Annotated in this window: 26 protein-coding genes and 1 tRNA gene; 8 read left to right on the forward strand and 19 right to left on the reverse strand. The window is 70.2% G+C overall.

Annotated features, from left to right (window positions below; translation table 11 throughout):
* The 3 genes from FV226_RS21085 to FV226_RS21095 form a co-directional block, all read left to right on the forward strand.
* Positions 1–139 (forward strand): SHOCT domain-containing protein (locus FV226_RS21085; RefSeq protein ID WP_147764422.1); only part of this gene is annotated, 139 nt, incomplete at its 5' end.
* A gap of 135 nt (positions 140–274) precedes the next feature.
* Positions 275–1342, forward strand: coding sequence for a spore photoproduct lyase family protein (locus tag FV226_RS21090; RefSeq protein ID WP_147764423.1), 1068 nt, complete (start codon positions 275–277; stop codon positions 1340–1342).
* 65 nt (positions 1343–1407) lie between these two features.
* Entirely contained in the window at positions 1408–1872 is a 465-nt protein-coding gene (locus FV226_RS21095) for a nucleoside deaminase (protein WP_147750365.1), read from the forward strand.
* Between the two features lie 24 nt (positions 1873–1896).
* On the opposite strand, the gene FV226_RS21100 is transcribed toward FV226_RS21095, so the two are convergent.
* From FV226_RS21100 to FV226_RS21110, 3 genes are all read right to left on the reverse strand, one after another.
* Complete coding sequence (locus FV226_RS21100; protein ID WP_147750364.1) at positions 1897–2208, reverse strand: ETC complex I subunit; 312 nt, start codon at positions 2206–2208, stop codon at positions 1897–1899.
* Positions 2209–2236: 28 nt separating this feature from the next.
* A tRNA-Pro gene (locus FV226_RS21105) sits at positions 2237–2313 on the reverse strand.
* Positions 2314–2403: 90 nt separating this feature from the next.
* A complete protein-coding gene (locus FV226_RS21110; RefSeq protein WP_147750363.1) occupies positions 2404–2637 on the reverse strand; it encodes a hypothetical protein in 234 nt (77 codons plus the stop codon).
* Between the two features lie 262 nt (positions 2638–2899).
* Here FV226_RS21110 and FV226_RS21115 point away from each other — a divergent pair, with 262 nt between their 5' ends.
* Complete coding sequence (locus tag FV226_RS21115) at positions 2900–3604, forward strand: glutathione S-transferase N-terminal domain-containing protein (protein ID WP_147764424.1); 705 nt, start codon at positions 2900–2902, stop codon at positions 3602–3604.
* Between the two features lie 148 nt (positions 3605–3752).
* Here the strand turns inward: FV226_RS21115 and FV226_RS21120 are convergent, their stop codons facing one another.
* From FV226_RS21120 to FV226_RS21190, 16 genes are all read right to left on the reverse strand, one after another.
* A complete protein-coding gene (locus FV226_RS21120; protein WP_147764425.1) occupies positions 3753–4619 on the reverse strand; it encodes an MBL fold metallo-hydrolase in 867 nt (288 codons plus the stop codon).
* An 82-nt stretch (positions 4620–4701) separates the two neighbouring features.
* On the reverse strand, positions 4702–5712 hold the full coding sequence (locus FV226_RS21125; protein ID WP_147764426.1) for an SDR family oxidoreductase: 1011 nt from the start codon (positions 5710–5712) through the stop codon (positions 4702–4704).
* A 67-nt stretch (positions 5713–5779) separates the two neighbouring features.
* A complete protein-coding gene (locus FV226_RS21130) occupies positions 5780–8989 on the reverse strand; it encodes a multidrug efflux RND transporter permease subunit (RefSeq protein ID WP_147764427.1) in 3210 nt (1069 codons plus the stop codon).
* 193 nt (positions 8990–9182) lie between these two features.
* Positions 9183–10316, reverse strand: coding sequence for an efflux RND transporter periplasmic adaptor subunit (locus FV226_RS21135; RefSeq protein ID WP_147764428.1), 1134 nt, complete (start codon positions 10314–10316; stop codon positions 9183–9185).
* Positions 10317–10434: 118 nt separating this feature from the next.
* Positions 10435–10755 (reverse strand): rhodanese-like domain-containing protein, encoded by a 321-nt coding sequence (locus FV226_RS21140; RefSeq protein WP_147764429.1) that lies wholly within the window; start codon positions 10753–10755, stop codon positions 10435–10437.
* 122 nt (positions 10756–10877) lie between these two features.
* Positions 10878–12158 (reverse strand): glycosyltransferase family 1 protein, encoded by a 1281-nt coding sequence (locus FV226_RS21145; protein WP_147764430.1) that lies wholly within the window; start codon positions 12156–12158, stop codon positions 10878–10880.
* A gap of 118 nt (positions 12159–12276) precedes the next feature.
* Positions 12277–13167, reverse strand: a complete 891-nt coding sequence (locus tag FV226_RS21150; protein WP_147750355.1) for a LysR family transcriptional regulator — start codon at positions 13165–13167, stop codon at positions 12277–12279.
* A 196-nt stretch (positions 13168–13363) separates the two neighbouring features.
* Positions 13364–14341, reverse strand: a complete 978-nt coding sequence (gene trxB, locus FV226_RS21155; RefSeq protein WP_147764431.1) for a thioredoxin-disulfide reductase — start codon at positions 14339–14341, stop codon at positions 13364–13366.
* 124 nt (positions 14342–14465) lie between these two features.
* The gene (locus tag FV226_RS21160; protein WP_147764432.1) at positions 14466–15497 is read right to left on the reverse strand and encodes a mitochondrial fission ELM1 family protein; all 1032 of its coding nucleotides are present in this window, start codon (positions 15495–15497) and stop codon (positions 14466–14468) included.
* Between the two features lies 1 nt (position 15498).
* Positions 15499–16020, reverse strand: coding sequence for a hypothetical protein (locus tag FV226_RS21165; protein ID WP_147764433.1), 522 nt, complete (start codon positions 16018–16020; stop codon positions 15499–15501).
* A gap of 9 nt (positions 16021–16029) precedes the next feature.
* Positions 16030–16506, reverse strand: coding sequence for a transcription elongation factor GreA (gene greA, locus FV226_RS21170; protein ID WP_187273746.1), 477 nt, complete (start codon positions 16504–16506; stop codon positions 16030–16032).
* A gap of 132 nt (positions 16507–16638) precedes the next feature.
* Positions 16639–20112, reverse strand: coding sequence for a carbamoyl-phosphate synthase large subunit (gene carB / locus FV226_RS21175; RefSeq protein ID WP_147764434.1), 3474 nt, complete (start codon positions 20110–20112; stop codon positions 16639–16641).
* Between the two features lie 443 nt (positions 20113–20555).
* Positions 20556–20933 (reverse strand): hypothetical protein, encoded by a 378-nt coding sequence (locus FV226_RS21180; protein WP_147764435.1) that lies wholly within the window; start codon positions 20931–20933, stop codon positions 20556–20558.
* Between the two features lie 152 nt (positions 20934–21085).
* Positions 21086–22060, reverse strand: a complete 975-nt coding sequence (gene cysK / locus FV226_RS21185; RefSeq protein ID WP_147764436.1) for a cysteine synthase A — start codon at positions 22058–22060, stop codon at positions 21086–21088.
* 245 nt (positions 22061–22305) lie between these two features.
* The gene (locus FV226_RS28125; RefSeq protein ID WP_187273745.1) at positions 22306–22458 is read right to left on the reverse strand and encodes a hypothetical protein; all 153 of its coding nucleotides are present in this window, start codon (positions 22456–22458) and stop codon (positions 22306–22308) included.
* 110 nt (positions 22459–22568) lie between these two features.
* The gene (locus tag FV226_RS21190; RefSeq protein WP_147750347.1) at positions 22569–23081 is read right to left on the reverse strand and encodes an META domain-containing protein; all 513 of its coding nucleotides are present in this window, start codon (positions 23079–23081) and stop codon (positions 22569–22571) included.
* Between the two features lie 254 nt (positions 23082–23335).
* Here FV226_RS21190 and FV226_RS21195 point away from each other — a divergent pair, with 254 nt between their 5' ends.
* From FV226_RS21195 to FV226_RS21210, 4 genes are all read left to right on the forward strand, one after another.
* Positions 23336–23653, forward strand: a complete 318-nt coding sequence (locus FV226_RS21195; RefSeq protein WP_238270225.1) for a helix-turn-helix domain-containing protein — start codon at positions 23336–23338, stop codon at positions 23651–23653.
* 119 nt (positions 23654–23772) lie between these two features.
* Entirely contained in the window at positions 23773–24027 is a 255-nt protein-coding gene (locus tag FV226_RS21200; protein WP_147764437.1) for a hypothetical protein, read from the forward strand.
* A 73-nt stretch (positions 24028–24100) separates the two neighbouring features.
* Positions 24101–24700, forward strand: a complete 600-nt coding sequence (locus FV226_RS21205; RefSeq protein ID WP_147764438.1) for a nitroreductase family protein — start codon at positions 24101–24103, stop codon at positions 24698–24700.
* A 6-nt stretch (positions 24701–24706) separates the two neighbouring features.
* Positions 24707–25770 (forward strand): AMP-binding protein (locus FV226_RS21210; RefSeq protein WP_147764439.1); only part of this gene is annotated, 1064 nt, incomplete at its 3' end.

Consider the following 25770-nt stretch of genomic DNA (forward strand, 5'->3'; position numbering starts at 1 on the left):
GCCTGCGGCCGCGCCGGAGCCGGCGCCAGACGGCGACGTGTTCACGAAGATCGAGCGGCTCGCCGAGCTTCACGGCCGCGGCGTCCTCACCGAGGCCGAGTTCGCCGACAAGAAGGCCGAGCTGCTCTCGCGGATCTAGCGTCGCCCGCAAAACCCCGCCGCGCCGTTGGGCCACAGGGCGGAACGCACCGCTTTCGGGCGTTCCGCACAGGTCGTTCGAGCCCGCCCGCCCCATATGTCGAAGGCGGCCGCGTTCCGGTCCGCCGGACAGCGTATGGCCACGATCGGCGACCTCCTCGACGTCACCACGATCTACCACGAGCCGGCGGTGGAGACGTTTCCGCGCGGGCGCGAGATCCTTGCGCGCTATCCCGACGCGACGCGCATCGCGGTGCCGTCGCACTGGAACATCCCGGCGCTCCACGGCAACGAAGGCTCGGTGGAGGACTGGGTCCGGATCAAGCGCTCGACCCTGGTGCTCGGCGTGAAGAAGGGGCTGACGATGCGCCCCAACGGGCGCAGCGCCCACTTCATCGCGCCCTCGACCTCGAACGGCTGCGCCATGGCCTGCGCCTATTGCTACGTGCCGCGGCGCAAGGGCTTCTCGAACCCGATCTCGCTGTTCGTGAACGTCGAGGCCGCCTGCGCGGCGATCGCGCGGCACGCCACGCGGCAAGGGGCGCTGCCCGAGCCCGACACCATCGATCCGGCCGCCTGGGTCTACGACATCGGCGAGAACGGCGACCTCTCGGTCGACGCCGCGATCTGCGACAACGTCCGCGACCTCGTCGCCCTGTTCCGCACGCTCCCGAACGCCAAGGGTTCGTTCGCGACCAAGGCCGTGAACCGCGACCTGCTCGCCTACGACCCGCAGGGGCGCACCCGCATCCGCTTCTCGCTGATGCCGGCGCGGATCGCCAAGGTCGTCGACGTGCGCACCAGCCCGGTCGCGGAGCGGATCGCGGCGATCGACGACTTCGTGGCCGCCGGCTACGAGGTGCACGTCAACTTCTCGCCGGTCATCCTCTACGAGGGCTGGGAGGCGGATTGGCGGGCGCTGTTCCAGGAGATCGACGGCACGCTCTCGGACGCCGCCAAGGCCCAGCTCAAGTGCGAGATCATCCTGCTGACGCACAATGCCGGCCTGCACGCGGTCAACCTCGGCTGGCACCCGCGCGCCGAAGACCTGCTGTGGCGGCCCGACATCCAGGAGGCGAAGGTCTCGGAGGGCGGCGGCGCCAACGTGCGCTACCGCGCCGGATGGAAGGGCCGCTGGCTCGCCCGCTTCAAGGCGGTGCTCGACGAGACGATGCCGTACTGCACCGTGCGCTACGCGTTCTGAACGGCGAAATCGAACCGTTCTCGCCGGCCCCGCGTTCCCGTCCGCATTCGGGAGAGCGATCCACCATGAGCGACCACGCACGATACCTGAGCGAGGCGGTGCAGCTTGCCGCCGACAACGTCTGCGACGGGGGCACGCCCTACGGCGCCGTGCTCGTGCGCGGCGACGAGGTCCTGGCCCGAGTCGCCAACAACGTGCACACCACCAACGACCCGACCGGCCACGCCGAGATGGTGGCCCTGCGCGAGGCCAGCCGGCGCCTCAACAGCCGCGACCTGTCGGGGAGCGTGATGTACGCCAGCGGCCAGCCCTGCCCGATGTGCCACGCCGCGATGCGGCTCTCGGGGATACGCGAGGGCTACTTCGCCAACGCCGCCGCGACGGCCGGCGAATTCGGGCTGCTCGGTGCCGAGATCTACGCCGAGCTGTGCCGCCCGCTCGACGAGCAGCCGATGCGGCTGAAGCACCTCGACGTACCGGAGGCCACGGCACCCTACGCGGCCTGGAAGGCGCGCAAGGACCAAGCGTGACGGGGTCCGCCGCGTCGCGTCCCGTCAGTGCGTCCAGGGGGCCGTGCGGTTGAACTTGAAGTTGTCGGAGTAGGACAGCCCCTTGCGCGGGGGCGCCTTCTTCGGCTCCTCGACGCGGTAGGCGATGCCGGCCTTCTTGGCGTAGGCGACTGCGTCCTCCAGCGTCTCGAACTTCAGGTGGACCTGCTGCAGCATGTCGCCCGACCCGGTCCAGCCCATCAGCGGGTCGGTCTCGCGCGGTGCGGTCTGGTCGAACTCGAGGTGCCAGACCTTGGTGCGCGCGGTGCCGGACTGCGACGCGTCCTTGGACGGCTGGAAGATGCGGGCGCTCGACATGGCCTTCAGACACCGCTCCGGAAATCGATGGTCGGGGCGATAGGATTCGAACCTACGACCCCCTGGTCCCAAACCAGGTGCGCTACCAGACTGCGCTACACCCCGACATGCATCGGTCTTACGGGGTCGGCGCGATGCCGGCAAGGTTCGATCGGTGTCGCGGGAGAAGACGCGGTGGCCTTGGACGCGGCGGCCCTAGACGCGGATGTCGAGGAGCTTCCGCTCCATGGCGTCGGAGGCGCGCACGACCGCGGCGTTGGCCGCGAAGGAAGCCTTGTCCTCGATCATCCTGACGGCCGTGCTCGACAGGTCCACCTGGGTGGCGCTCGGCAGGCTCGTCCCGATCTCGGCCACCTGCGTGGCGCTCGACGCGAACCTCTGCGACGCGGCGACGAGGCCGGCACTGCTGATCGATGTCGCGCTGATCATGGATCGCTTCCCCGATGCAGCGACTCAAACCATGCCGCCCGTGAAGGAATCGGCCGCGGAGTGGATCGCATTTGATCGAGTCGGCAGTAACGCCCGGCACACGATTCGCGATGAGGCGATGGCCGACGTGATCCAAGCCGGCCTGACCTGCGCGGTCGTACCTTCGGACCCGCCCGGTTCCGAACGCCGCTTGATCCGCGGCGCATCCGACCCACCTGCGGCATCGAGGGCGCGACGGTCCACGTCACGTGAGGAAGTTTCGATGATCGATCTCTACTACTGGCCGACCCCGAACGGTCACAAGGTGACGATGTTCCTCGAGGAGGCGGGGCTTCCCTATACGATCAAGCCGGTCAACATCGGCAAGGGCGAGCAGTTCGATCCCGGCTTCCTCAAGATCGCGCCGAACAACCGCATGCCGGCGATCGTCGACCACGAGCCGGCCGGCGGCGGTGCGCCGATCACGCTGTTCGAGTCGGGCGCGATCCTGCTCTACCTCGCCGAGAAGACCGGCCGGTTCCTCGCCACGGACCTGCGCGGGCGGCAGGAGGCGCTGCAATGGCTGTTCTGGCAGATGGGCGGCCTCGGGCCGATGCTCGGCCAGAACCACCACTTCTCGCAATACGCCCCCGAGAAGATCCCCTACGCGGTCAACCGCTACGTCAACGAGACCAACCGGCTCTACGGCGTCCTCGACCGGCGCCTGGCCGACCGGGACTACGTCGCGGGCGATTACGGCATCGCCGACATGGCGGCCTATCCCTGGATCGTCCCGTGGGAGAAGCAGGGCCAAAACCTCGACGAGCACCCGAACCTCAAGCGCTGGTTCCATGCGATCAGTGAGCGCCCGGGCACGAAGGCGGCCTACGCCCGAGCCCCGGAGGTCAACCCGGACCACGGCAAGACCATGAGCGAGGACGCCAAGAAGGTGATGTTCGGGCAGACGGCCGGGAACACCAAGCGCTGACGGCGCGACGGACCCGCGTCGTCCAATCAGGGGTTCGCCTCGCGCGACGTGTGGTGATCGAAGCGCGGGTCCCCTCTCCCGGGGGGTAGAGGGGGCCGCGTCGGGTTGGGCGCGCCACCCTGATCCGCGGCTGAGCCTGTGAGGCGTCCTACCGCCTCAGCCCATCCAACGGCACCGGTGCCGCGTGCGGCCGGGTCGCCAGCATCCCGTCGATCAGCGCGAGCACCTCGGCCCGGCCGCAATTGGCGGCGGGCTCGAACGGGGTCCAGGTCTGGGTGAAGTCGAGGCGGGCGAACACGTCGCGGTAGTGGCGCAGCTCGTTCGTCGTGAGGGGCACGCCGCGCACGAAGGCCTTGTGCGCCGAGATCGTCACGGCGCGGCGGAAATCCGCGGGGTCGAGTTCGAACTTCAGCGCGTCGCCGCAGAAGCAGATCTTGCGGCCTCGGTCGAACAGCACCGCGTGGCCGTCGAAATGGCCGGCGGTGCGGTGCAGCTCGAGGCCCGGCAGCGGCTCGAGGAAGTCGTCGTAGGGCCACGACACCTGCAGCGCCGCGCTCCAGGTGAAGTCGGCGGCCGGCAGGCACAGCTCCGGGTCGAACCGATCCTGCAGCTGCACCAGCGCCCCGTAGGCGTGCGGGTGCGAGGACGAGAGCACCTGCATGCCCCCGAGGCTCGCGATGTGGTCGAGCGCCGCCTCGCTGAACACCGGGCAACCCTCGAAGCCCATGTTCCCGGCATCCGTGCAGATCAGGTAGCTCGACGGGCCGATCCCCGAGACCGGCTCGTTCCAGAACCGCCAGACGCCCGGCTCGAGCTCCTGCCAATGGCAGGGGAAGCGCTCCTGGGCTTGCCCCTTGGTCCAGAACTGCCAGCCGTCCTGCGGCACCACGTGGCGGGCATCGAGGCACATCGGGCAGGCGGGCGGCGTCGTGAAGTGGCGCTGCCAGAAGCCGCAATTGTCGCAGACGTAGGCCGGCAGATCGAGGGCGCCGGCAAAGGGCAGGTATCCGGGCACGCGTCGCCTCGTGGCAGCAGGGATGGTCGCAACGCTTCGTAGAACCGTTCCCGATCGCGTTGCAATCGCGAACGGAAGCCCGTCAGGGCCGCGGCAGCAGGCGGCGCGGGGCGCGGGCGACCGCGGCGGCGCTCGCGAGACCCACCAGGGCGATTCCGGCGAAGCCCGCCATCAGCAGGTCGCGCTCGCGGCTGGTCCAGAACGCGGTGCGCGTCGCCTTGGTCCGGTCGCCGAAGCGCCCGTCGATTCCGACGTCGCCCGGCACCGGGGCGTCGAGGTTGCCCACCCGGTCGGCCATGTCCTCGTCGGTCATCTGCTTCGGCCACATCTCGGCGGCCTTCTTGTCGGCGAAGCCCGGGACCAGCGCTTGCGCTGCCGCCATCATCACCGTGCTGCGGCCGACCCAGACCTCGCGGCGCGGATGCTCGGCGGCGAAGACGATCGCCTCGGCGCAGAGGCGGGAATCGTAGACCGGGTCCGGCGCGTTCTGGTCGCGGCCGGTCCGGTTGCGGGTCCACTTGTATTGCGGCGTGTTCACCGCCGGCAGGTAGATCACGCTGAGCGAGACATCGCTCTTGTCGTGGATCAGCTCGCAGCGCAGCGAATCCGTGAAGCCGGAGACGGCGAACTTGGCCGCGCAGTACGGCGCCTGCAGAGCCGCCGCGCGAAACCCTAGGCCCGACGAGACCTGAAGGATCGCCCCGCGGTTGCGCGGCTTCATGTAACGCAGGGCGGCCAGCGTCCCGTAGACCTGGCTGAGATAGGTCGTCTCGGTGACGCGGCGGTACTCGGCCGGCGTGATCCGGTCGGCCGGGCTCACCACCGTCGACATCGCGTTGTTGACCCAGGCGCGGATCGGCCCGAGCTCGGCCTCGATCCGGGCGGCGGCCGCATCCACCGCCTCGGCGTCCGACACGTCGGCGGAGATGGTGAGGACCGGGCGGCCGTAGGCGGCCAAGGCGGCGGCGGTGGAACGCAGGCGGCCCGCGTCGCGGGCGATCACGGCGACCGCCCAGCCGCGGGACGCGAACAGGTGGGCGGTGGCGAGCCCGATCCCGGCGGTGCCTCCCGTGACGACTGCGACCCGTGCCATGCGCGCTCTTCCCCCCGACGTCTTCGCAGCGACAAGCCGTCGCCGCCGAAGGTCGCCGGTGATCCGGTCAGGCGTGCGCGGGTGCCGCGTGGGCCGGGGTGCCGCCGTGGCCGTCGTCGGCCTTCTTGCCGCGCTTCCGTCCGATCCAGATCACGATGTTCCGGATCATCACGTAGAAGACCGGCGTCAGGAACAGGCCGAAGAAGGTCGCGCCGATCATCCCGAAGAACACCGCCGTGCCGAGCGCCTGACGCATCTCGGCGCCGGGGCCGGTGGCGATCACCAGCGGCAGCACGCCGAGGATGAAGGCGAAGGCGGTCATCAGGATCGGGCGCAGGCGCAGGCGGCAGGCCTGGATCGCGGCGGCGACCGGGCCCTTGTGCTCGGCCTCCTCGATGTCGTGCGCGAACTCGACGATCAGGATGGCGTTCTTGGCGGCCAGGCCGATCAGTACGATCAACCCGATCTGGGTCAAGATGTTGTTGTCCTGGCCCCGCAACTGCACGCCAAAGAGCGCAGCGAGCACGCCCGTCGGCACCACCATCAGGATCGAGATCGGCAGCGCCCAGCTCTCGTACTGGGCGGCGAGCACCAGGAACACGAGCAGGATGCCCAGCGCGAACACGTAGACCGCCGTGTTGCCGGTGGCCTTCTGCTGGTAGGCGATCTCGGTCCAGTCGTAGGCGTAGCCTTCCGGCAGCGCCTTGGCCGCGATCTGCTCCATGGCGGTCAGCGCCTGGCCGGTCGAGACGCCGGGCTTGGCCACGCCCTGCACCGGCACCGAATAGTACAGGTTGAAGCGCTGCACGATCTGCGGGCCGGCCACGTTGCGCAGCGAGGCGAGCGTCCCCAGCGGCACCAGGGCGCCGGTGGAGGAGCGGACCTTGATCTGCGAGATGTCCTGCTGCGAGGTCCGGTAGGCGGCGTCCGATTGCAGGCGCACCTGGTAGATGCGGCCGAGCGTGTTGAAGTCGTTGACGTAGGCGCCGCCGAGATCCGCCTGGACCGAGGCGAAGACGTTGGCCAGCGGCACGTTCAGCATCCGGGCGATCGTGCGATCGATGTCGAGGTAGAGCTGCGGCGTGTCGTTGCCGAAGGTGGTGAACACCCGCTGCACGTCGCTGCTCTGGTTGGCCTGGCCGATCAGCTCGCCGGCGGCCGCCAGCAGCGGGCCGGTCTGCGAGGATTGCCGGCTCTCGATCTGCATCTTGAAGCCGCCGCCGTTGCCGAGGCCGCGGACCGGCGGCGGCGGGATGACGATGACCCGCGCCTCCTGGATGTTGGCGGTGGCCTTCAGCACGTCGCCGGTGATGACGGCCGCGCTGCGCCCGTGGACCGCCCGCTCCTTGGCGCCGGCCAGCGTGATGAACATCACGCCGGAGTTGGTGGTGTTGGTGAAGGTCGCGCCGTCGAAGCCGGCGATGATGACCGTGTTGGTCACGCCGTCGATCTTGCGCGCCTCCGCCGCCGCCCGATTCACCACCGCGGTGGTGCGGTCGAGCGAGGCGCCCGCCGGCAGCTGGACCACGCCGATCAGGTAGCCCTGGTCCTGGTCGGGGATGAAGCCCGTCGGCGTCGTCTGCACGAGGTGGATCGTGCCGAAGATGACGAAGCCGTAGAACACCATCACCGCGACGATGCCGACGGTGTAGCCGGTGAGCAGGCCGACGATCCGGGCGTAGCCGTTCGAGAGCGCCTCGAAGCCGCGGTTGAACAGGTCCGCGAGCCACGCGATGAACCGCGTCAGGAAGAACTTCGGCTTCTTGCGGGCGTGGTGGGGCACCAGCAGCAGCTTGCAGAGCGCCGGCGACAGGGTCAGCGAGTTGAAGGCCGAGATGATCGTCGAGGCGGCGATCGTCAGCGCGAACTGCTTGTAGAACTGGCCCGAGATGCCGGGGATGAACGCCGTCGGGATGAACACCGCGGCCAGCACCAGCGCGATGGCGACGACGGCCGAGCCGACCTCGTCCATGGTCTTGTGCGCGGCCTCGCCCGGCGAGAGCCCCTCCTCCATGTTGCGCTCGACGTTCTCGACCACGACGATCGCGTCGTCGACGACGATGCCGATGGCGAGCACCAGCCCGAACAGGGTGAGGTTGTTCAGCGAGAAGCCGAAGGCCGACATCGCCGCGAAGGTGCCGACGAGCGAAACGGGAATCGCGATCACCGGGATCAGCGCCGTGCGCCAGCTCTGGAGGAACACCAGGATCACGATCACCACGAGGCCGACCGCCTCGAACAGGGTCTTGTAGACCTCCTGGATCGACTCCTCGATGAACTCGGTCGGGTTGTAGGCGATGCGGTACTCGACGTCGGGCGGGAAGTTCTTCTTGAGGTTCTCCATCACCTTCTTGACGGAGGCGGCAGCGTCGAGCGCGTTGGTGCCCGGGCGCTGGAACGCGCCGATGCCCACCGCCGGCGTGGCGTTCAGGAAGGAGTTCGTGGTGTAGTCCTTCTGGCCCATCTCGGTGCGGGCCACGTCCTTCACCCGCACGAGGCGGCCGTTGGTGGCCTTCACGATGACGTCGGCGAACTCCTCCGGCGTCTGGAAGCGGCCTTGCGACTGCACCACGAGCTGGAACGCCTCGCCGGTCTTGGCCGGCGGCGCGTTGAGGGCGCCGGCGGCGACCTGCACGTTCTGCTCCTGCAGCGCCGCGGTCACGTCGGTGGTGGAGAGGCCGTAGGCGGCGAGCTTGTTCGGGTCGAGCCAGATGCGCTCGGCGTACTCGTTGCCGCCGAAGATGGTGATGTCGCCGACGCCGTCGAGGCGAAGCATCTCATCGCGGATGTTCAGGTAGATATAGTTGGCCAGATAGTTCTGGTCATAGGTCTTGTTCGGCGACAGCAAGTGCACGACCAGCATCAGGTCGGGCGATGCTTTACGCACGGTGACGCCGAGGTTGCGCACGTCAGGCGGCAGGCGCGGCTGGGCCACCGAGAGCCGGTTCTGCACCAGCACGTTGGCGATATCGAGGTTGGTGCCGACCTTGAAGGTGACGGTCAGCAGCATGTTGCCGTCGTTGGTGGACAACGACGTCATGTAGAGCATGTTGTCGACGCCGTTCACCTCCTGCTCGATCGGCGTCGCGATCGTCGCGGCCACCGTCTCGGCGTTGGCGCCGGGGAAGCTCGCGCGCACGGTCACCGTCGGCGGCACGATCTCGGGATATTGCGAGACCGGCAAGCTCTCGTAGGCGACGAAGCCGAGGAGCAGGAAGATGATCGACGTGACCGACGCGAAGATCGGCCGATCGACGAAGAAGTGGGCAAAACGCATCGGTCAAACCTCTGGGTCGCCGCCCCTCGCGGAGCCGGCCACCGGCGTCGTCGATGGCGCCGCACCGGTCGGGACCGGTGCCGCTCGTCGGCTCGAGACCGCCGGGCGGCCTCGGGTCTTGCTACGCCTCAGGTCTCGCGCGGCCTCAGGTCTTATGAGCCTCAGGTCTTGTTAACCCTAGGTCTTGTTAACCCTAGGTCTTGCTCGGCGGCAGCGTGGTCGATTCCGGCGTGACCTTGGCCCCGGGGCGCACGCGGGACGTGCCGTTGACCACGATGGTCTCGTCGCCCTTCAGCCCGTCGCGGATCACGCGGTAGCCGTCGACCTTGGGTCCGAGCTTCACGTCCCGGGAGCTCACCGTCCCGTCCTCGGCGACGAGGTAGACGATGCGCTTGTCCTGGTTGGCGGCGACCGCCTCGTCCGGGATCAGGACGCCCTGGAAGGGCTTCGTCGCGGGCATCGAGACGATGCCGAACAGGCCCGGCTTGATGAAGCCGTCGGCGTTCTCGACCGTGGCGCGCAGGAGGATCGTGCCGGTCGCGTTGTCGACGCGGTTGTCGACGAAGTCGAGGGTGCCCTTGCGGGTCGGCTTGGCCTCGCCCGACAGCGCGATCAGGATCGGGACGCCCTTGCCGCGCTGGGTCTGGCCCATGCCGATGCCGAGCGAGCCCTGGTATTTCAGGAACGACTTCTCGTCGACGGTGAAGGAGAAGTAGATCGGATCGAGCGAGACGATGGTGGTCAGCATCGTCTGGTCGGTGATGACGATGTTGCCCTCGGTGACGAGGCGCTGGCTGATCCGCCCGTTGATCGGCGACTTCACTTCCGAGAAGTCGAAGTTCAGCTGGGCGTTGCGGAGCGCCGCCTCGGCGCTGTCCACGTCGGCCTGCGCGGTCTGCGAGGCCTGCCGGCGCTGGTCGGTGACCTGCTCGGAGATATTGCCGCCCTTCGACAGGGTCTGCGCGCGCTCCAGGTCGGTCTGCGAGAACGACAGCCGGGCCTTCGCGGAGGTCAGCGAGGCCTGCGCCTGCTCCAGGGCCGCCTTGTAGGGGCGCCGGTCGATGACGAAGAGCACGTCGCCCTTCTTCACCGTGGCGCCGTCGGTGAAGTTGATCTTCTCCAGGTAGCCGGTCACCCGCGCCCGGACCTCGACGAACTCGATCGGGTCGAAGCGGCCGGTATATTGGTCCTGCTCGATGATCTCGCGGACCACGGGCTTGGCGACCGTCACCTTCGGCGGCGGGCCGCCCGGCGCCTGGGCGCGGGCCTGCGGCGCGGAGAGCGCCGCGGCGATCACGATGACGCTTGCGAGCCGACGCTTGTACATGGATGGTTCCCCAGCAGCCCGCCACCTATTCCCCGAAGCGCACACAGGTTGTGCGCCGCCGCACATGGCTTCGCCGCCGCGAGACGAACGACGCGCGCGGTGCGACGCTTCGACGGACCTACTCAATCGCTTCACCGGCCGCCGACCAGTCGCGGTAGCCGCCCTTGTAGTGTTCGTTCAGATCGAGCCCGGTCGCCTGCATCGCGTCGAGCGCGTGGACGGAGCGCACGCCGGAGCCGCAGGAGAAGACCGGGCGGCGCCCGTCCGCCTCGATCAGCGCGGCGACCGCCGTCGGGTCGAAGGTCGAGAGCGGGTGCATCACCGCGCCGGGGATGTGGCCGTTCTCGTATTCATGCGGCTCGCGCACGTCGATCACCAGCATCGAACCGTCGGCGAGGCCCTGCTTGATCGCATCGCGGTCGAGGTCGACAACACGCATCGGTCGATTCCCTGGGAGAGAGGCCGGCTGCGCGGGCACCGGCGCGCGGGCTGACGCTTTCCCTTATTCGTCAGCCGCCCACGGCGCAACACGCGCCCCCCATCCAGGGCGTGGGCTGCGGATCAGAGTGCGGCCAGCAGCGCGTCGGCCGGCTTGAAATGCGCGGGCCAGCTCGGGGCGACGTAGCCGTCGAGGCGCCGCGCCAGAGCTTCGCGATGTTCGCCCCCCGGACGGCTCAAGTCCTCCACCGCCCGCCGCCAGCCGAGCCCGTCGAGGGGATCGAGGAAGTCGGCGAAGCCCGCGCCGATCTCGCGGTGGACCGCGATGTCGGAGGCGACCACCGGCACGCCGGAGGCTGCGGCCTCGACGATCGGGATGCCGTAGCCCTCGGTGAAGGAGGGCATCAGCAGGGCGGTGCAGCTGCGCGTCAGCGCGGCGAGGCCGTGGGTCGAGAGGCCCGAGACCTCGACGACGTGCGGGCGGATCGACTCGCAGCGCTCCAGCAGGTCGACGACGTTCTCCGCCTCCCAGCCGCGGCGCCCGACGAGCACGAGGCGGGGCGTGTCCGGGCCGTGCCGTTCGACGAGGTCGCGCCAGAGGTGCAGCAGCAGCAGGTGGTTCTTGCGCGGCTCGATGGTGCCGCAGACCAGGAAGGTCGGCCGGTCGGGCGCGAATCGCGGCCCTTCTCGCCCGAAGGCCGGCTCGACGCCGAGATGGCCGACCGCGAGCGGCGGCCGCCCGAACCCGTCGGCGGCAAGATGCGCCAGCGTCCGCTCGCCGGTGTCGGCCGAGTTCACGATGATGGCGGCCGCGTGCCGCCCGATGGTCCGCATGCGCAGGCGGTGGCGTTCGGCCTCGCCCGTCCGGCCGTATTCGGGATGGGTGATCGGGATCAGGTCGTGGACGAAGAACACCGGCCGCACGTCGGCGCGGGTGTAGAGCCAGTCGAACCGCTCCGGCTTGTCGAGGCGCAGGTGCGAGGTGTGGAGATAGAGGCTGCCCTCGGGCAGGGCCGCCACCGGTGCGGCGCGAAAGATGCCGAGCACGGTCTCCGCCTGGATGCGGCGGCGACGGAGCGTGCTCGATCGCGTGGGGCCGCGCCCGGCGGCGACGTCCGCCGGCCGGCCGGAGAGCCGCGCCTCCAGGCGGCGGTAGACCGGGTCGGATTCGGCCGCCACGTCCTCGATCCACCCGGCCGCGACCGCCTCGACGATCCGGGACGCATGCGCCCGGTCGAGCACGCGCGGCCCGAGCCCGGTCGAGACCAGCCCGAAGCGCGGCCCCGCGCCCGCGAGCACGTGGCGGGCGTAGGCGAGGTCGACCCGGTCGATCCCCGACGGGCTCGCATGGCGCAGACGGGTGACGAGGCGGGTGAGGTCGAAGGCGATCGGCCGTATGGTCATGATGCTCCGCTCGGCCGTCCGAGGCCGTGGCGGGTGTTAGCCGGCGGGCGGACGGAGGGCCAGCGGAGCCGGGTTCGAGGGCTGGCGGATCGACGGTGCTCGGCGAAACGTCCGCCCCTCAATACGTCCAGCGCTGGGCCTTCGAGACCAGGAAGTCGCGGAACGCCTGGACGCGGGCGACGGTTCGCATCTCCTCGGCGTAGACGAGGTAGCTCTCCAGCGTCGGCATCTCGCTCTCGCGCAGCACCTGGACGAGGTGGTCGTCGCCGTCGACGGCGTAGTCCGGCAGGATGCCGATGCCGGCGCCGGTCTCCATCGCCCGCTGCAGCGCGCCGATGTTGTTGACGGTGAAGGCGACCGGGCGGCGCTCGCGGCCCTCGCGGCCGACGTTGGCGAGCCAGTGCGCGGCCAGCAGGTAGGACGGCTCGTTGCCGCCGAAGGAGACGAGCCGGTGCTCGTCGAGGTCCTCGACGGTCTTGGGCTCGCCGAAGCGCTTCACGTAATCCTGGCTGGCGAAGGCGTGGTAGTGCACCGTGAACAGCCGGCGCTGGATCAGGTCGGGCTGGGCCGGGCGGCGCATGCGGATGGCGACGTCCGCCTCGCGCATGGCGAGGTCGAGCTCCTCGTTGGTGAGGATCAGCTCGATCCGCACGTCCGGGTACAGGTCGAGGAACTCGGCGACGCGTTGCGCCAGCCAGGCGGTGCCGAGCCCGACGGTGGTGGTCACCTTGAGGTCGCCCGATGGCCGCTCGCTGGTCTCGACCAAGCGCGCGCGGGTGTTCTCCAGCCGCAGCTTCATGTCGCGCGCGGCGCGGAACAGTAGGTCGCCCTGTTCGGTGAGGATCAGTCCGCGGGCGTGCCGGTGGAACAGCGGCGCCTTGAGCTCGCGTTCCAGCGCGCTGATCTGGCGGCTGACCGCGGATTGGCTGAGGCCGATGTCGTCGCCGGCACGGGTGAAGCTGCCGGCCTCCGCCACGTTGAGGAAGATCCGGATCTTGTCCCAATCCACGGCGAGACTCCCTCACGCAAACCGACGGTGCCGGGGCGCGCAGGCTCCGTCACGACGCCTGCCACTCATGCGTCCTGGGCATGGTCGCGCGCAAGGCGCGGCACAAAGAAAATGTTGACAGAACCGTCAAGCGGGTTCGATCCGCGCAGTCGTGCCCCGCCCGAATGCGGATTCGGGAGGGCGGATGGACGTCCGGCTACTCGGCGGCCGCCTGGACCGGGCTTTCGCCGATGTCGAGGTTGGCGAGGTACTTCTCCGCCTCCAGCGCGGCCATGCAGCCCATGCCGGCCGCGGTGATCGCCTGGCGGTAGACGTCGTCGGTGACGTCGCCGGCCGCGAACACGCCGGGGATCTCGGTTTCGGCGGTACCGGGGCGGACGCTGAGATAGCCGCCGTGGCGCATCGTCAGCTGCCCCTCGAACACCTCGGTCGCGGGCTTGTGGCCGATCGCGACGAACACGCCGTCGACCGGCACCTCGCTGGCCTCGCCGGTGCGGGTGTCCTTGAGGCGCAGGTGGGTCACCGACGGGGCGGGGCTGGTGGTGCCGCAGATCTCGTCGATCTCGCGGTTCCACAGCACCTCGACGTTCGGGTGCTTGAACAGGCGCTCCTGCAGGATGCGCTCGGCGCGGAACGCGTCGCGGCGATGGATCACCGTGACCTTCGAGGCGAGGTTGGCGAGGTAGAGCGCCTCCTCCACCGCGGTGTTGCCGCCGCCGACCACCGCCACCGGCTTGCCGCGGAAGAAGAAGCCGTCGCAGGTCGCGCAGGCCGAGACGCCGCCGCCCTGGAACTTGGCCTCGGAGGGCAGGCCGAGCCACTTCGCCTGCGCGCCGGTGGCGACGATCAGCGCGTCGCAGGAATAGGTCTCGCCCGAATCCGCCTCGAGCCGGAACGGGCGCACCTTGAGGTCGACCTTGGTGATGTACTCCGACAGGATCGTGGTGCCGACGTGCTCGGCCTGGAGCCGCATCTGCTCCATCAGCCACGGGCCCTGGATCGCCTCGGCGAAGCCCGGATAGTTCTCGACGTCGGTGGTGATCATCAGCTGGCCGCCGGGCTGGAAGCCCGAGATCATCAGCGGCTGGACCATGGCGCGGGCGGCGTAGATCGCGGCCGTGTAACCGGCCGGCCCCGAACCGACGACGATCAGCCTGGAATGGGTGTGGGCCATGGCGTCCTCTACTTCCTAGCTCTAGAGCATTTTCCGTGATCCCTGGATCACGGGGAATGCTCCAACCTACTGTGTGGTCGCATTTCCTTCACGCGAGCCGGCATCCACCTCGCATGAAAATGCTCTAATCCAGGCGATCCTGCGTCACGCTCGCGCCGTGCGCCGCGCGGAAGGCGGCGTAGCCGTCGGCCAGCGCGCGCGCGATCACCGGCGTCGCGTCGATCGGCTTGTACGCGAGCGGCTCCAACCGCCCGGTAAACGGGCGCAACGCCCCGGCCATCGCCAGCCCGGCGAACATCCGCCGATGGCGGATATAGGTACGCGGCAGGTCGAACAGCAGCACCGGCGCGCCGGTGGAGACCGCCTCGCTGACCATGTTGGCCGAATCCGAGGTCACGACGATGGCGTCGGCCAAAGCCAGCATCGCGACGTAGGGGTTGTCGCCGCCGCCGTCCCAGAGGAAGCCGCCGGTCTCGGCGACGAGCGTGCGGATCGCGTCGCGCAGCGGGTCCGGCGTGCGGCGCGAGACGGTGACCATCAGGCGGCAGCCGGAGCCGGCGAGCTTGCGCAGGTCGCCGACGAGGCGCTGCATGTCGAGGGCGCGATAGCTCAAGTGCCGGCTGTCGCCGCCGATCAGCACCGCGACGCGCGGCCCGTCCAGCGCCGACAGCCGCGGGTCCGGCCGGGCGCGGGCCGCCGCGATCCGCTCGGCGGTGACCAGGTGCGGCGCGGTGAGCGTGGTGAAGACGTTGGGGCCGCGCAGGTCGTCGTAGTCGGGCACCCAGATGAAGTCGGCGCTGTCGTGCCCGGTGCGCGGGTCTTTGAGGAAGGCGGTGAAGGTGCGGCCCGCCGCCGCCCGGCGCATGGCGCGGAGATACGGCACCGCGCGGCGCCCCGAGGCGATCAGGATGTCGGGATAGGGGCCGGCCAGCGCGCCGCGGCGGCGATACGGCCCCTGGCGCGGGTCGATCGGCCCCCACGGCGCCGTCCAGCCGAACGGGCCGTTCGCCGGCACGCGGCGGATCTCGTAGGACAGGCCGAGGGTTTCGGCGATGCCGACGCACTGGTTCTCGTCGCCGGCCTTGCCGTCGGTGACGATCCAGGCGCGGGCGCCGGCCAGGGCCGGGCTGGGAAGCGTCTCGCTGGGGGCGGCCACGTCAGTCGGCGGGCAGGTTGCGGACGAGCCAGTCGGCGTAGATGTCGGCGATGGCCGTGACGCGGCGGCGCTCGGATTGCGGGTCGTACCAGGCACCGCCGAAGCTCGACGGGGTCGCCGTGAGCTGCGGGTGGCGGCCGAGCACCGCGCCGTCCCGGGCGACCAACAGGGCCTCGCCGTCGAGGTAGTCGTTCTGCGAGCCGCCGCCGAAGCCGGAGCGGCCGTTGGTGCCGCCGCCGGCATAGGGCCGCAGCGAGAAGCCGCGCACCAGCACCACGAGGCTGGGGCCGCGACCGCCGAGGCGGCTCGCGAAGCGGCTGCGCAGGGCCGCGGTCAGGTCCGCGCGGAGCGCCTCGGCCTGCGCGCCCGCACCGAGCGCCAGGAGGGGGCGCACGTCGACGCGCACGTCCGCGAAGCGCTCGCCGCGCAGGCTCGGAAAGTCACCGGCCCGGGCGGCGACGGCAAGCGCCGACGCGGCGAACGCCGAGAGGGCGAGCAGCCCGGCGATCCGGCGTCGCGCCATCCGCACCGGTCAGGCCCCGTACCGGATGCCGACGACCTCGTAGGACTTGCCTCCGCCGGGCGTCGTCACCTCGACGGAATCGCCGACACCCTTGCCGATCAGCGCCCGCGCGATCGGCGAGGTGATCGAGACGCGGCCCGAATGCACGTCGGCCTCGGGTTCGCCGACGATCTGGTAGGTCTTCTCTTCCTCGGTGTCGTCGTCCAGGAGCTTCACGGTGGCGCCGAACTTGATCTTGTCGCCCGAGAGCTTGGTGACGTCGATGATCTCGGCGCGGGAGATCAGGCTCTCCAGCTCGAGCACGCGGCCCTCGTTGTGGGACTGCGCCTCCTTGGCGGCGTGGTACTCGGCGTTCTCGGAGAGGTCGCCGTGCGCGCGCGCTTCGGAGATCGCCGCGACGATGCGCGGGCGCTCCACCTGCTGGCGGTGCTTCAGCTCCTCCTCCATGGCTGCGAAGCCACGCACCGTGATCGGAACCTTGTCTATCGCCATCGTCTCGCGCCACAATGAAGAGGCCCGGCCGGACGCGGCGATGCCGCGCCCTCCGGGCCAGATTCCAACAACCCGTCCGAACGCGTGTCCCGCGATCGGTTCGAAACGTCGTGTCGCCGCCCGGCTTCAGGCTGCGAAGTATTCCTGCAGGGCGCGGACCCGAAGATCGCCTTCGAGATAGGCCTGAATGCCCTCGGCCGCCGCCATCGCTCCCGCCAGAGTGGTGTAGTACGGCACCTTATGCAAGAGGGCCGCCCGGCGCAGCGAGCGCGAGTCCGACAGCGCGCCCGCGCCCTCGGTGGTGTTCAGGACGAGCTGGATGTCGCCGTTCTTGATCGAGTCGACCACGTGCGGCCGGCCCTCCAGGACCTTGTTCACCCGGTCGCAGGCGACGCCGTTCTCGACGAGGTAGCGCTGGGTGCCCCCGGTGGCCACGATCGAGAAGCCGAGGCCGGCGAGCAGCCGGATCGAGGGCAGGATGCGGGCCTTGTCGCCGTCGCGCACCGAGACGAACACCGTCCCCGAGCGCGGCACCTTGGTGCCGGAGCCGAGCTGGCTCTTGGCGAAGGCGACGCCGAAGCCAGCGTCCAACCCGATGACCTCGCCGGTGGAGCGCATCTCCGGCCCGAGCAGCACGTCGACGCCGGGGAAGCGCGCGAAGGGGAACACCGCCTCCTTCACCGCGATGTGGTTCAGGACCTTCTTCTTCAGGCCGAACGTGGCCAGGGCCTCGCCGGCCATCACGCGTGCGGCGATCTTGGCGATCGGCTCGCCGATCACCTTGGCGACGAAGGGCACGGTGCGGGACGCACGCGGGTTCACCTCCAGCACGTAGATCGCGCCGTCCTTGATCGCGTACTGCACGTTCATCAGGCCGCCGACCTTCAGCGCCAGCGCCATCGCCTTGGTCTGGCGCTCGAGCTCGGCGATGGTCTCGGGCGAGAGCGAGCGCGAGGGCAGCGAGCAGGCCGAATCGCCGGAATGGATGCCGGCCTCCTCGATGTGCTCCATGATGCCGGCGATGAACACGTCGGTGCCGTCGCAGACCGCGTCCACGTCGATCTCGACCGCGTCCGACAGGTAGCGGTCGAACAGCAGCGGGTTCTTGCCGAGCACCGTGTTGATTTGACCGGTCTTGTCGTTCGGGTAGCGCGACTTGACCTCGGACGGGATCAGGCTCGGCAGCGTGTCGAGCAGGTAGTCGGCGAACTGCGTCTCGTCGCGGATGATCGCCATGGCGCGGCCGCCGAGCACGTAGCTCGGCCGCACCACGAAGGGCAGGCCGAGGTCGGCGGCGACCATCCGGCCCTGCTCGACCGAGTAGGCGATGCCGTTCTTGGGCTGCTTCATCCCGAGCTTGTCCAGCAGCCGCTTGAACTGGTCGCGGTCCTCGGCGAGGTCGATCGCGTCCGGCGAGGTGCCGAGGATCGGCACGCCGGCGGCTTCGAGCGCGCGGGCGAGCTTCAGCGGGGTCTGGCCGCCGAACTGCACGATGACGCCGTGGAGCGTCCCGTTCTGCCGCTCGGTCTCGATGATCTCGAGCACGTCCTCCTGCGTCAGCGGCTCGAAGTAGAGCCGGTCGGAGGTGTCGTAGTCGGTCGAGACCGTCTCCGGGTTGCAGTTGACCATGATGGTCTCGTAGCCGGCCTCCGACAGCGCGTAGCAGGCGTGGCAGCAGCAATAGTCGAACTCGATGCCCTGGCCGATCCGGTTCGGGCCGCCGCCGAGGATGATGACCTTCTTCGCGTCCGTCGGCCGGGCCTCGTCGGCGACCTCGCCGGCGAAGGGGGCGACGTAGGTCGAGTACATGTAGGCGGTCGGCGCCTTGAACTCGGCGGCGCAGGTGTCGATGCGCTTGTAGACCGGCCGCACCTTCAGGGCGTGGCGCGCCTCGCGCACCGCCGGCTCGTCGGTGCCGGCGAGCACCGCGAGGCGGGCGTCGGAGAAGCCGGCGGCCTTGAGCTGGCGGAACGCGCCCGGCGTCGTCGGCAGGCCGTGCGCCTTCACCCGGTTCTCCAGGTCGATGATGCCCTGCAGCTGCTCCAGGAACCACGGGTCGATCTTGCACGATGCGTGGACCTCGGCGTGGCTGATGCCGAGGCGGAGCGCCTGCGCGACGTTGAGCAGCCGGTCCGGCGTCGGCGTGCCGATGGCAGCCTTGATCGCGTTGTGGTCGTCGCCCTTGCCCAGCCCCTCGATCTCGATCTCGTCGAGCCCGGTCAGCCCGGTCTCGAGCGAGCGAAGCGCCTTCTGCAGCGACTCGGCGAAGCATCGGCCGATCGCCATGGCCTCGCCCACCGATTTCATCGCGGTGGTGAGCGTCGGCTCGGCGCCGGGGAATTTTTCGAACGCGAACCGGGGGATCTTGGTGACGACGTAGTCGATCGTCGGCTCGAACGAGGCCGGGGTCGCGCCGCCGGTGATGTCGTTGGCGATCTCGTCCAGGGTGTAGCCGACGGCGAGCTTGGCCGCGACCTTGGCGATCGGGAAGCCGGTGGCCTTCGAGGCGAGCGCGGAAGAGCGCGAGACGCGCGGGTTCATCTCGATGACGATCATCCGGCCGGTGGCCGGGTCGATGGCGAACTGCACGTTCGAGCCGCCGGTCTCGACGCCGATCTCGCGGAGCACCGCGAGCGAGGCGTCGCGCATCACCTGGTATTCCTTGTCGGTCAGCGTCAGCGCCGGCGCGACGGTGATGGAATCGCCGGTGTGGACGCCCATCGGGTCGATGTTCTCGATCGAGCAGACGATGATGCAGTTGTCGTTCTTATCCCGAACGACCTCCATCTCGTATTCCTTCCAGCCGAGCACCGATTCCTCGATCAGCACCTCGTTGGTCGGCGAGGCGTCGATGCCGCGCTCGACGATGTCGAGGAACTCCTCGCGGTTGTAGGCGATGCCGCCGCCGGTGCCGCCCATGGTGAAGGACGGCCGGATGATCGCCGGCAGGCCGACCTCGGCGAGCGCGATCAGCGCCTGGCCGAGCGCATGCTCGATGTAGCGCTTGCGCCGGTCGCCCTCGCCCGCATGCCAGGTCTTCTCGAAGGCGGCGATCGCCGCGTCCCGCTCCGCGCCCGCGGGCCATTGGCCCTCGATGCGGGCGATCTCGGCGAGGCGCTTGTCGCGGTCGGCCTTCTTCGGGGCGGAGGCGTTGGCGAGCTCGGACTTGGGCGTCTCCAGCCCGATCTTCGTCATCGCGTCGCGGAAGAGGTGCCGGTCCTCGGCCTTGTCGATGGCCTCGGCCGTCGCGCCGATCATCTGGACGCCGTACTTCTCCAGCACGCCCATGCGCTGCAACGAGAGCGCGCAGTTCAACGCGGTCTGCCCGCCCATGGTCGGCAGGATCGCGTCCGGCCGTTCCTTCTCGATGATCTTGGCGACGATCTCGGGGGTGATCGGCTCGACGTAGGTCGCGTCCGCCATGTCCGGGTCGGTCATGATGGTCGCGGGGTTCGAGTTCACCAGCACGATCCGGTAGCCCTCCTCGCGGAGCGCCTTGCAGGCCTGGGTGCCGGAATAGTCGAACTCGCAGGCCTGCCCGATGATGATCGGCCCCGCGCCGACGATGAGGATCGAGGAGATATCGGTGCGCTTCGGCATCGGACGCCTTCGGTACGGTCACGCGTGCCCGGCCGCGCAGCCCCGGTCTACGGGCGGCACGGATGGGCGCAGGCGGCGGGATTGTCGTTGAGGCCCGCGTCTACACGCAGCCGCAGGCGTTTGAAAGGGCGTGCGCGCGCATGGTTGGCCCATCCGCTTTCACAAGCGCTTCGGGCGGGTGCGTTTTCCACCTCCACCCCGGGGCGACCGGTCCTGCTGGGCGAGGCCTGCGAATCGACGGGACAGCCTCGCCGCCGTCATCCCGGGGCTGCGCAGCAGAGCCCGGGATCCAGAGCCGCCGAGGGAGACTGGTTCGGGCGCCACGGCGGTTCTGGAGATTCCGGGCTCGCCTACGGCGCCCCGGAACGACGGGTCCGGGGTTGTCTGAAGTGAAAGGTGCGCGCGTGCGGCGGCCGAGACGGCCGAAAACGACTTCGGCCCGCTCAGAGGCCGGCGTAGAGCGCGGCGACGGCGCGGTCGATCGAGAGGTAGAAGACGCCGAAGGCGACCAGCGCCGCGACCGCGAACTCCAAGGCGACGTTCGGCAGGGTCTGCGAGCGGCGGATCACCTCGCGGCCGAAGACCAGCGAGACCCAGGCCAGCGTCAGCAGCGCCGGCATCACGAAGAGGTAGGACACCGTGCTCTCGATGTGGTCGAGGCCGGAGGCGGGATCGAGGATCGCGCGGATGTTGCGCACCCACGGCGCGTAGCAGGCGGCGTAGAGCGTGGTCAGCCACGAAAGGCCGACGGCGACCCCGAGGTGGAAGCTGAAGATGCGGTGCAGACGGGAGAAGTCGTCGCGCGCGTCGTCGAAAGTCATCCGTCAGCCCCGTTGGTCGGCAATCGGCCCGGCGACGACCGTTGGCGGATCGTCGTTAACAGGCGGTTGCCGTGGGATGCCGGCCGATCCTGTATTTTCTGTGACGCCGGGCTTCCGCTCGGCGCCACAATTGCGGCCGCCCGGCTAAAGACTCAGCCGATGCCTTCGAACAAGGCCGAGGAGATGTAGCGCTCGGCGAACGAGCACGCGATCGTGACGATGCGCTTACCCTTGAACTCCGGCCGGCTCGCCAGCTCCAGTGCCGCGGCCACGTTGCCGCCGGTGGAGATGCCGCCGGGGATGCCTTCGAGGCGGGCGAGCTCGCGGGCGGTCTCGAACGCCTGCTGGTTCGAGACGGTGATGACGCCGTCGACGATGGCGCGGTCGAGGTTGTCCGGGATGAAGCCGGCGCCGATGCCCTGGATCTTGTGGGGGCCGGGTTGGCCGCCGGAGATGACCGGCGAATCGGTCGGCTCCACCGCGAACACTTTCAGGTTCGGCAGGCGCGGCTTCAACACCGAGCCGACGCCGGTGATGGTGCCGCCGGTGCCGACGCCGGCCACGAACGCGTCGAGCTGGCCGTCGGTGTCGTTCCAGATCTCCTCCGCGGTGGTCTTGCGGTGGATCTCGGGGTTGGCCGGGTTCGAGAATTGCTGCGGCATCACCGAGCCGGGGATCTCGGAGAGCAGCTCCTCGGCCTTGGCGATGGCGCCCTTCATGCCCTGCGGCCCCGGCGTCAGCGCGAGCTCGGCGCCGAGGAAGGCCAGCATCTTGCGGCGCTCCAGCGACATCGTCTCGGGCATCACCAGGATCAGGCGGTAGCCGCGGGCGGCGGCCACGAACGCCAGCGCGATGCCGGTGTTGCCGGAGGTCGGCTCCACCAGGGTGCCGCCCGGCTTCAGCTTGCCCGAGGCCTCCAGCGCGTCGATCATGTTGACGCCGATGCGGTCCTTCACGCTGGCGATCGGGTTGAAGAACTCGAGCTTCAGCAGGATTTCGGCGTCGATGCCGCGCGCCTGCGGCAGGCGGTTCAGGCGCACGAGCGGCGTGTTGCCGATGGTCTCGGTGATCGAGCCGTAGACGCGGCCATGGCCGGGCTTGCGGTCTTGGGTGTCGGCGGATGCCATGGTCGCGAATCTCCGAAGGGACGCTCAGGTGACGGCGCGCCGGACCGCCCCTGACGGGGCGGTCCGGGCGTTTCCGGAGCCGGGATATCGCGTGCGGCGGGCGGGGGCAATCAGGCCAAGTGCCGGGCAGGGCGATCTTTTTCTCCTCCGCCGGCATGCCTCGCGGCGGCGTGGAAGATCCCGACTGCGCAGACGCCGATGCGGGGAAGATCGTTCTTCGCGCGCCGGGCGGTCGGGGCGCCTCGTCAGCGTGCGCCCATCACCAGGAGGATGCCGAGCAGCGGCAGGGCGGCCGCGAGCCAGGCCGCACCGCGGTGGAAGCTCGACGGCGCGACGTAGCGGGAGACGTCCTGGATGCCGGGGCGGAGCGCCGCCCGCCCGAAACCGACCTTCGCCATGCGCCGCCCCCGTCGTGAACCGGAGGGCAGAAGGCGCGAGGGCGTCTCAAGGCCGGGTGAATCCGGCTCCGGCGTCTCGCGGCGTGGTCAACGGGGCCTTAAACGGGGCCTCAGAGCGCGCGGTCGAACTTCAGCTCACCGTTGGGGCTCTTGAGCACGAGCTGCGAGCCGACCATGTCCCACTGCGCGGTGGTACGGAGCGCCACGAAGTAGGCCTGCTCGGCCGCCTGGAGGCTCTTGTCGCAGGACTTCTTGGTGAGGGCGAGCGGGCCGACCGCGAGGTGCTGCTCCTTGAGCGGGAAGGCGGTCGCCGCGAAGGTGTTGCAGCCGCCGTAGCCGCGGGCGCGGTACTGCTTGTCGATGATGAAGCTCGGCCGGTCGGCGCCGCCGAACGGCTTGCCGTTGATGCTCACCGCCGTCCAGGTCGAATCGAGCGGGAACACCTTCTCGGTCTGCTTCGCGCCGGGGATGTACTGCTCTTTCTTCTCTTCGCCGCCGGGCCGGCGGTTGCCCTTGCCGAAGCCGCTCATCGAGGCCGCGCCCTGCGCCATCGTCTCGGTGGCCGTGGTCAGCGCCAGCGCACCGGCGGCGCAGGCCAGAGCGGCGATCAGCATCGGTTTCATGGTACGCCCCTTGTCCCGTTGTCCCGGTGCGCCACCCTCAAGCATCCTGAAGCTTGTGCATCCCGAAGCTCGTGGCGGCGCGCGGAAGCGCCAATGCGATAGGATTTCAGCGTAATTGTGGTCAAGGCGACCGCGGGCGGGCTTTTGCCGGCATCCCACGCGAAGTTCGGCGGACGCGCCGCGGGATTTCTGAAACGATCCGGGTTCCGCTCCGTTGTCACGCACCGGATCGATGGATGTGAGGAGAGTTCGGCGTGGCGGGATCTGACGAAGGTGGCCAGAGCGGCGCGGCCCCGAGGCCGATGAGCCCGGTCCAGTCGCGGGCGGCGCGCGGGTTGCTCGGATGGTCGGAAGCCGAGCTGGCCGGCAAGGCCGGGCTGGACGCCGGCTTCGTGCGCGACTTCGAGGCAGGCCACGGCGATCCGCCCTCGGGCCAGCTGGAGGTGCTGCGCAGCGCGCTGATGGCGGCCGGCGTCGCCTTCACCGAGGACGGCAGCTCCGGCGTGCGGCTCGGACCGGCTGGCGGCGAAGGCATCCGCGCCGACGCCCTGACCACCGAGAACGATCGCTGACGAAAACGATCGCTGAATGGGCGCCGGGCCCCGCCTCGGGGACCCGCGCGCCCGTGCCACCTCGCCCCCGCCCCGGCGTCGGTTCAGGATCGTGGCCTTCGAATGCGCGAGCCGGGACGATGGCGGACCACAAGGCCGAACTCCGCGAGACCCTGCGCCAGATGGAGATCGCCACCGGCGAGGCGGCGGCCTCCTGCCTACCCGGGCTGCTCGCGCGCCTGCGCCGGCACGAGGCCGGGCTTCCGGGCCATCCGCTGATCCGCCCGTGGCGGCGCTGGCGCATCCGCCGCCTCGCCGGCGCCGTGGCGGAGGCGCGCTGGCACGTCGAGCAGGGGCGGCGCGCGCGCCTGGGCGGGCTGTCCGGCCGCCGCTGAGCCGGCCTTGCCGACAGGGCCGCCGCTCGTGCAAAGCGTTTCCGGTGCGCCGCACCATCCGGAGACCACGCCCGTGACCGAAGACAACCCGCGCCGGCCCGACCACGCGGTCGACCCGCTCTTCGTCGATCGCCGCTCGCCCCGCCTGTTCACCGGCGAGGCGGTGCCCGAGGCGGAGCTGATGCGGATGTTCGAGGCGGCGCGCTGGTCGCCCTCCTCCTACAATTCCCAGCCCTGGCGCTTCCTCTACGCCCTGCGCGACGACGCGCACTGGGAGACGTTCTTCGGCCTGATCCTGCCGGGCAACCAGAAATGGGTCGCCGGCACCGGCGCCCTGGTGTTCCTGGTTTCGAACGAGCGCATGAAGGTCGGCGACGAGCTCAAGCCGTCGGCGAGCCATTCCCTCGATGCGGGCGCGGCTTCGCTGGCCTTCCAGCTCCAGGCCAACCGCCAGGGCTGGCACGTCCACGGCATGGGCGGCTTCGACCGGGAGCGGGCGCCGGGCGTGCTCAACGTACCCGAGCACCACACCATCGAGGCCGCCTACGGCGTCGGCCGCGCGGTGGCGCCGGCCGAGCTCGACGCGGACCAGCGCGCCAAGGAGGCCCATAACGGCCGCCGGCCGATCACCGACTTCGTCTTCGCCGGCGGCTTCCCCGCCGACCGCGGCTAGGGGCGGGTGGACGCGTCCGGGCCGGGCTTCCGCTGGGACATCCCGGCCCGGTACAACGTCGGCGTCGACGTCTGCGACCGCTGGGGCGCGGCCGAGCCGGAGCGCCCGGCGATCCTCGAGGTCGCCGCCGACGGCGCGGTCGCGACCACGACCTTCGGCCGGCTGCGCACGGATTCGAACCGCCTCGCCGGGGCGCTCGCAGCCCACGGCGTCGCGCCCGGCGACCGCGTCGCGGTGCTGCTGCCGCAATCGGCCGCCGTGATGGTGGCGCACGCCGCCGCCTACAAGCTCGGCGCCGTCGCCCTGCCGCTGGCCGGCCTGTTCGGCCCCGAGGCCCTGGCCTACCGGCTGGCCGATGCGGGCGCGCGCGCCTGCATCACCGACGCTGCCGGACTCGCCAAGCTCGACCCGATCCGCGGGCGGCTGCCCGACCTCGCGCTGCTGGTCTCGGTGGACGGCGCCGCGGGCGACGTGCTCAGTCTCGCCGACCTGCTCGCCGGCGCCGCGCCCGACTTCGCGGCCCGCGACACCGGCCCCGACGACCCCGCGCTGATGATCTACACCTCCGGCACCACCGGCCAGGCGAAGGGCGCCCTGCACGGGCACCGGGTGCTGCTCGGCCACATGCCCGGCTTCGACCGGATGCACGCCTTCCCGCCCCGCTCCGGCGACCTGATGTGGACGCCCTCGGACTGGGCCTGGGCCGGCGGCCTGCTCAACGTGCTGATGCCCTCGCTCCGCCACGGCGTGCCGGTGGTGGCGCGGGCCGCCCGCTTCGAGGCCGACGCCGCCTTCCGGCTGATCGAACGCCTGCGGATCACCAACGCCTTCCTGGCGCCGACCGCGCTGCGGATGCTGCGGACGATCGCGGCGCCGCGGGAGCGCTACGACCTCTCGTCCCTGCGCAACGTCGCCTCGGCGGGCGAGGCGCTCGGCGCCGACACCTATCGCTGGGCGAAGGACGCCCTCGGGCTGTCCGTCGGCGAGGCCTACGGGCAGACCGAGTGCAACCTCGTGCTCTCGGCCGCGCCCGCGGAAGGGGTCGGGCGGGCGCGGCCGAGAGCACGAGG

This window comes from Methylobacterium sp. WL12 (assembly GCF_008039475.1).
In the GTDB taxonomy this organism is placed as follows: domain Bacteria; phylum Pseudomonadota; class Alphaproteobacteria; order Rhizobiales; family Beijerinckiaceae; genus Methylobacterium; species Methylobacterium cerastii.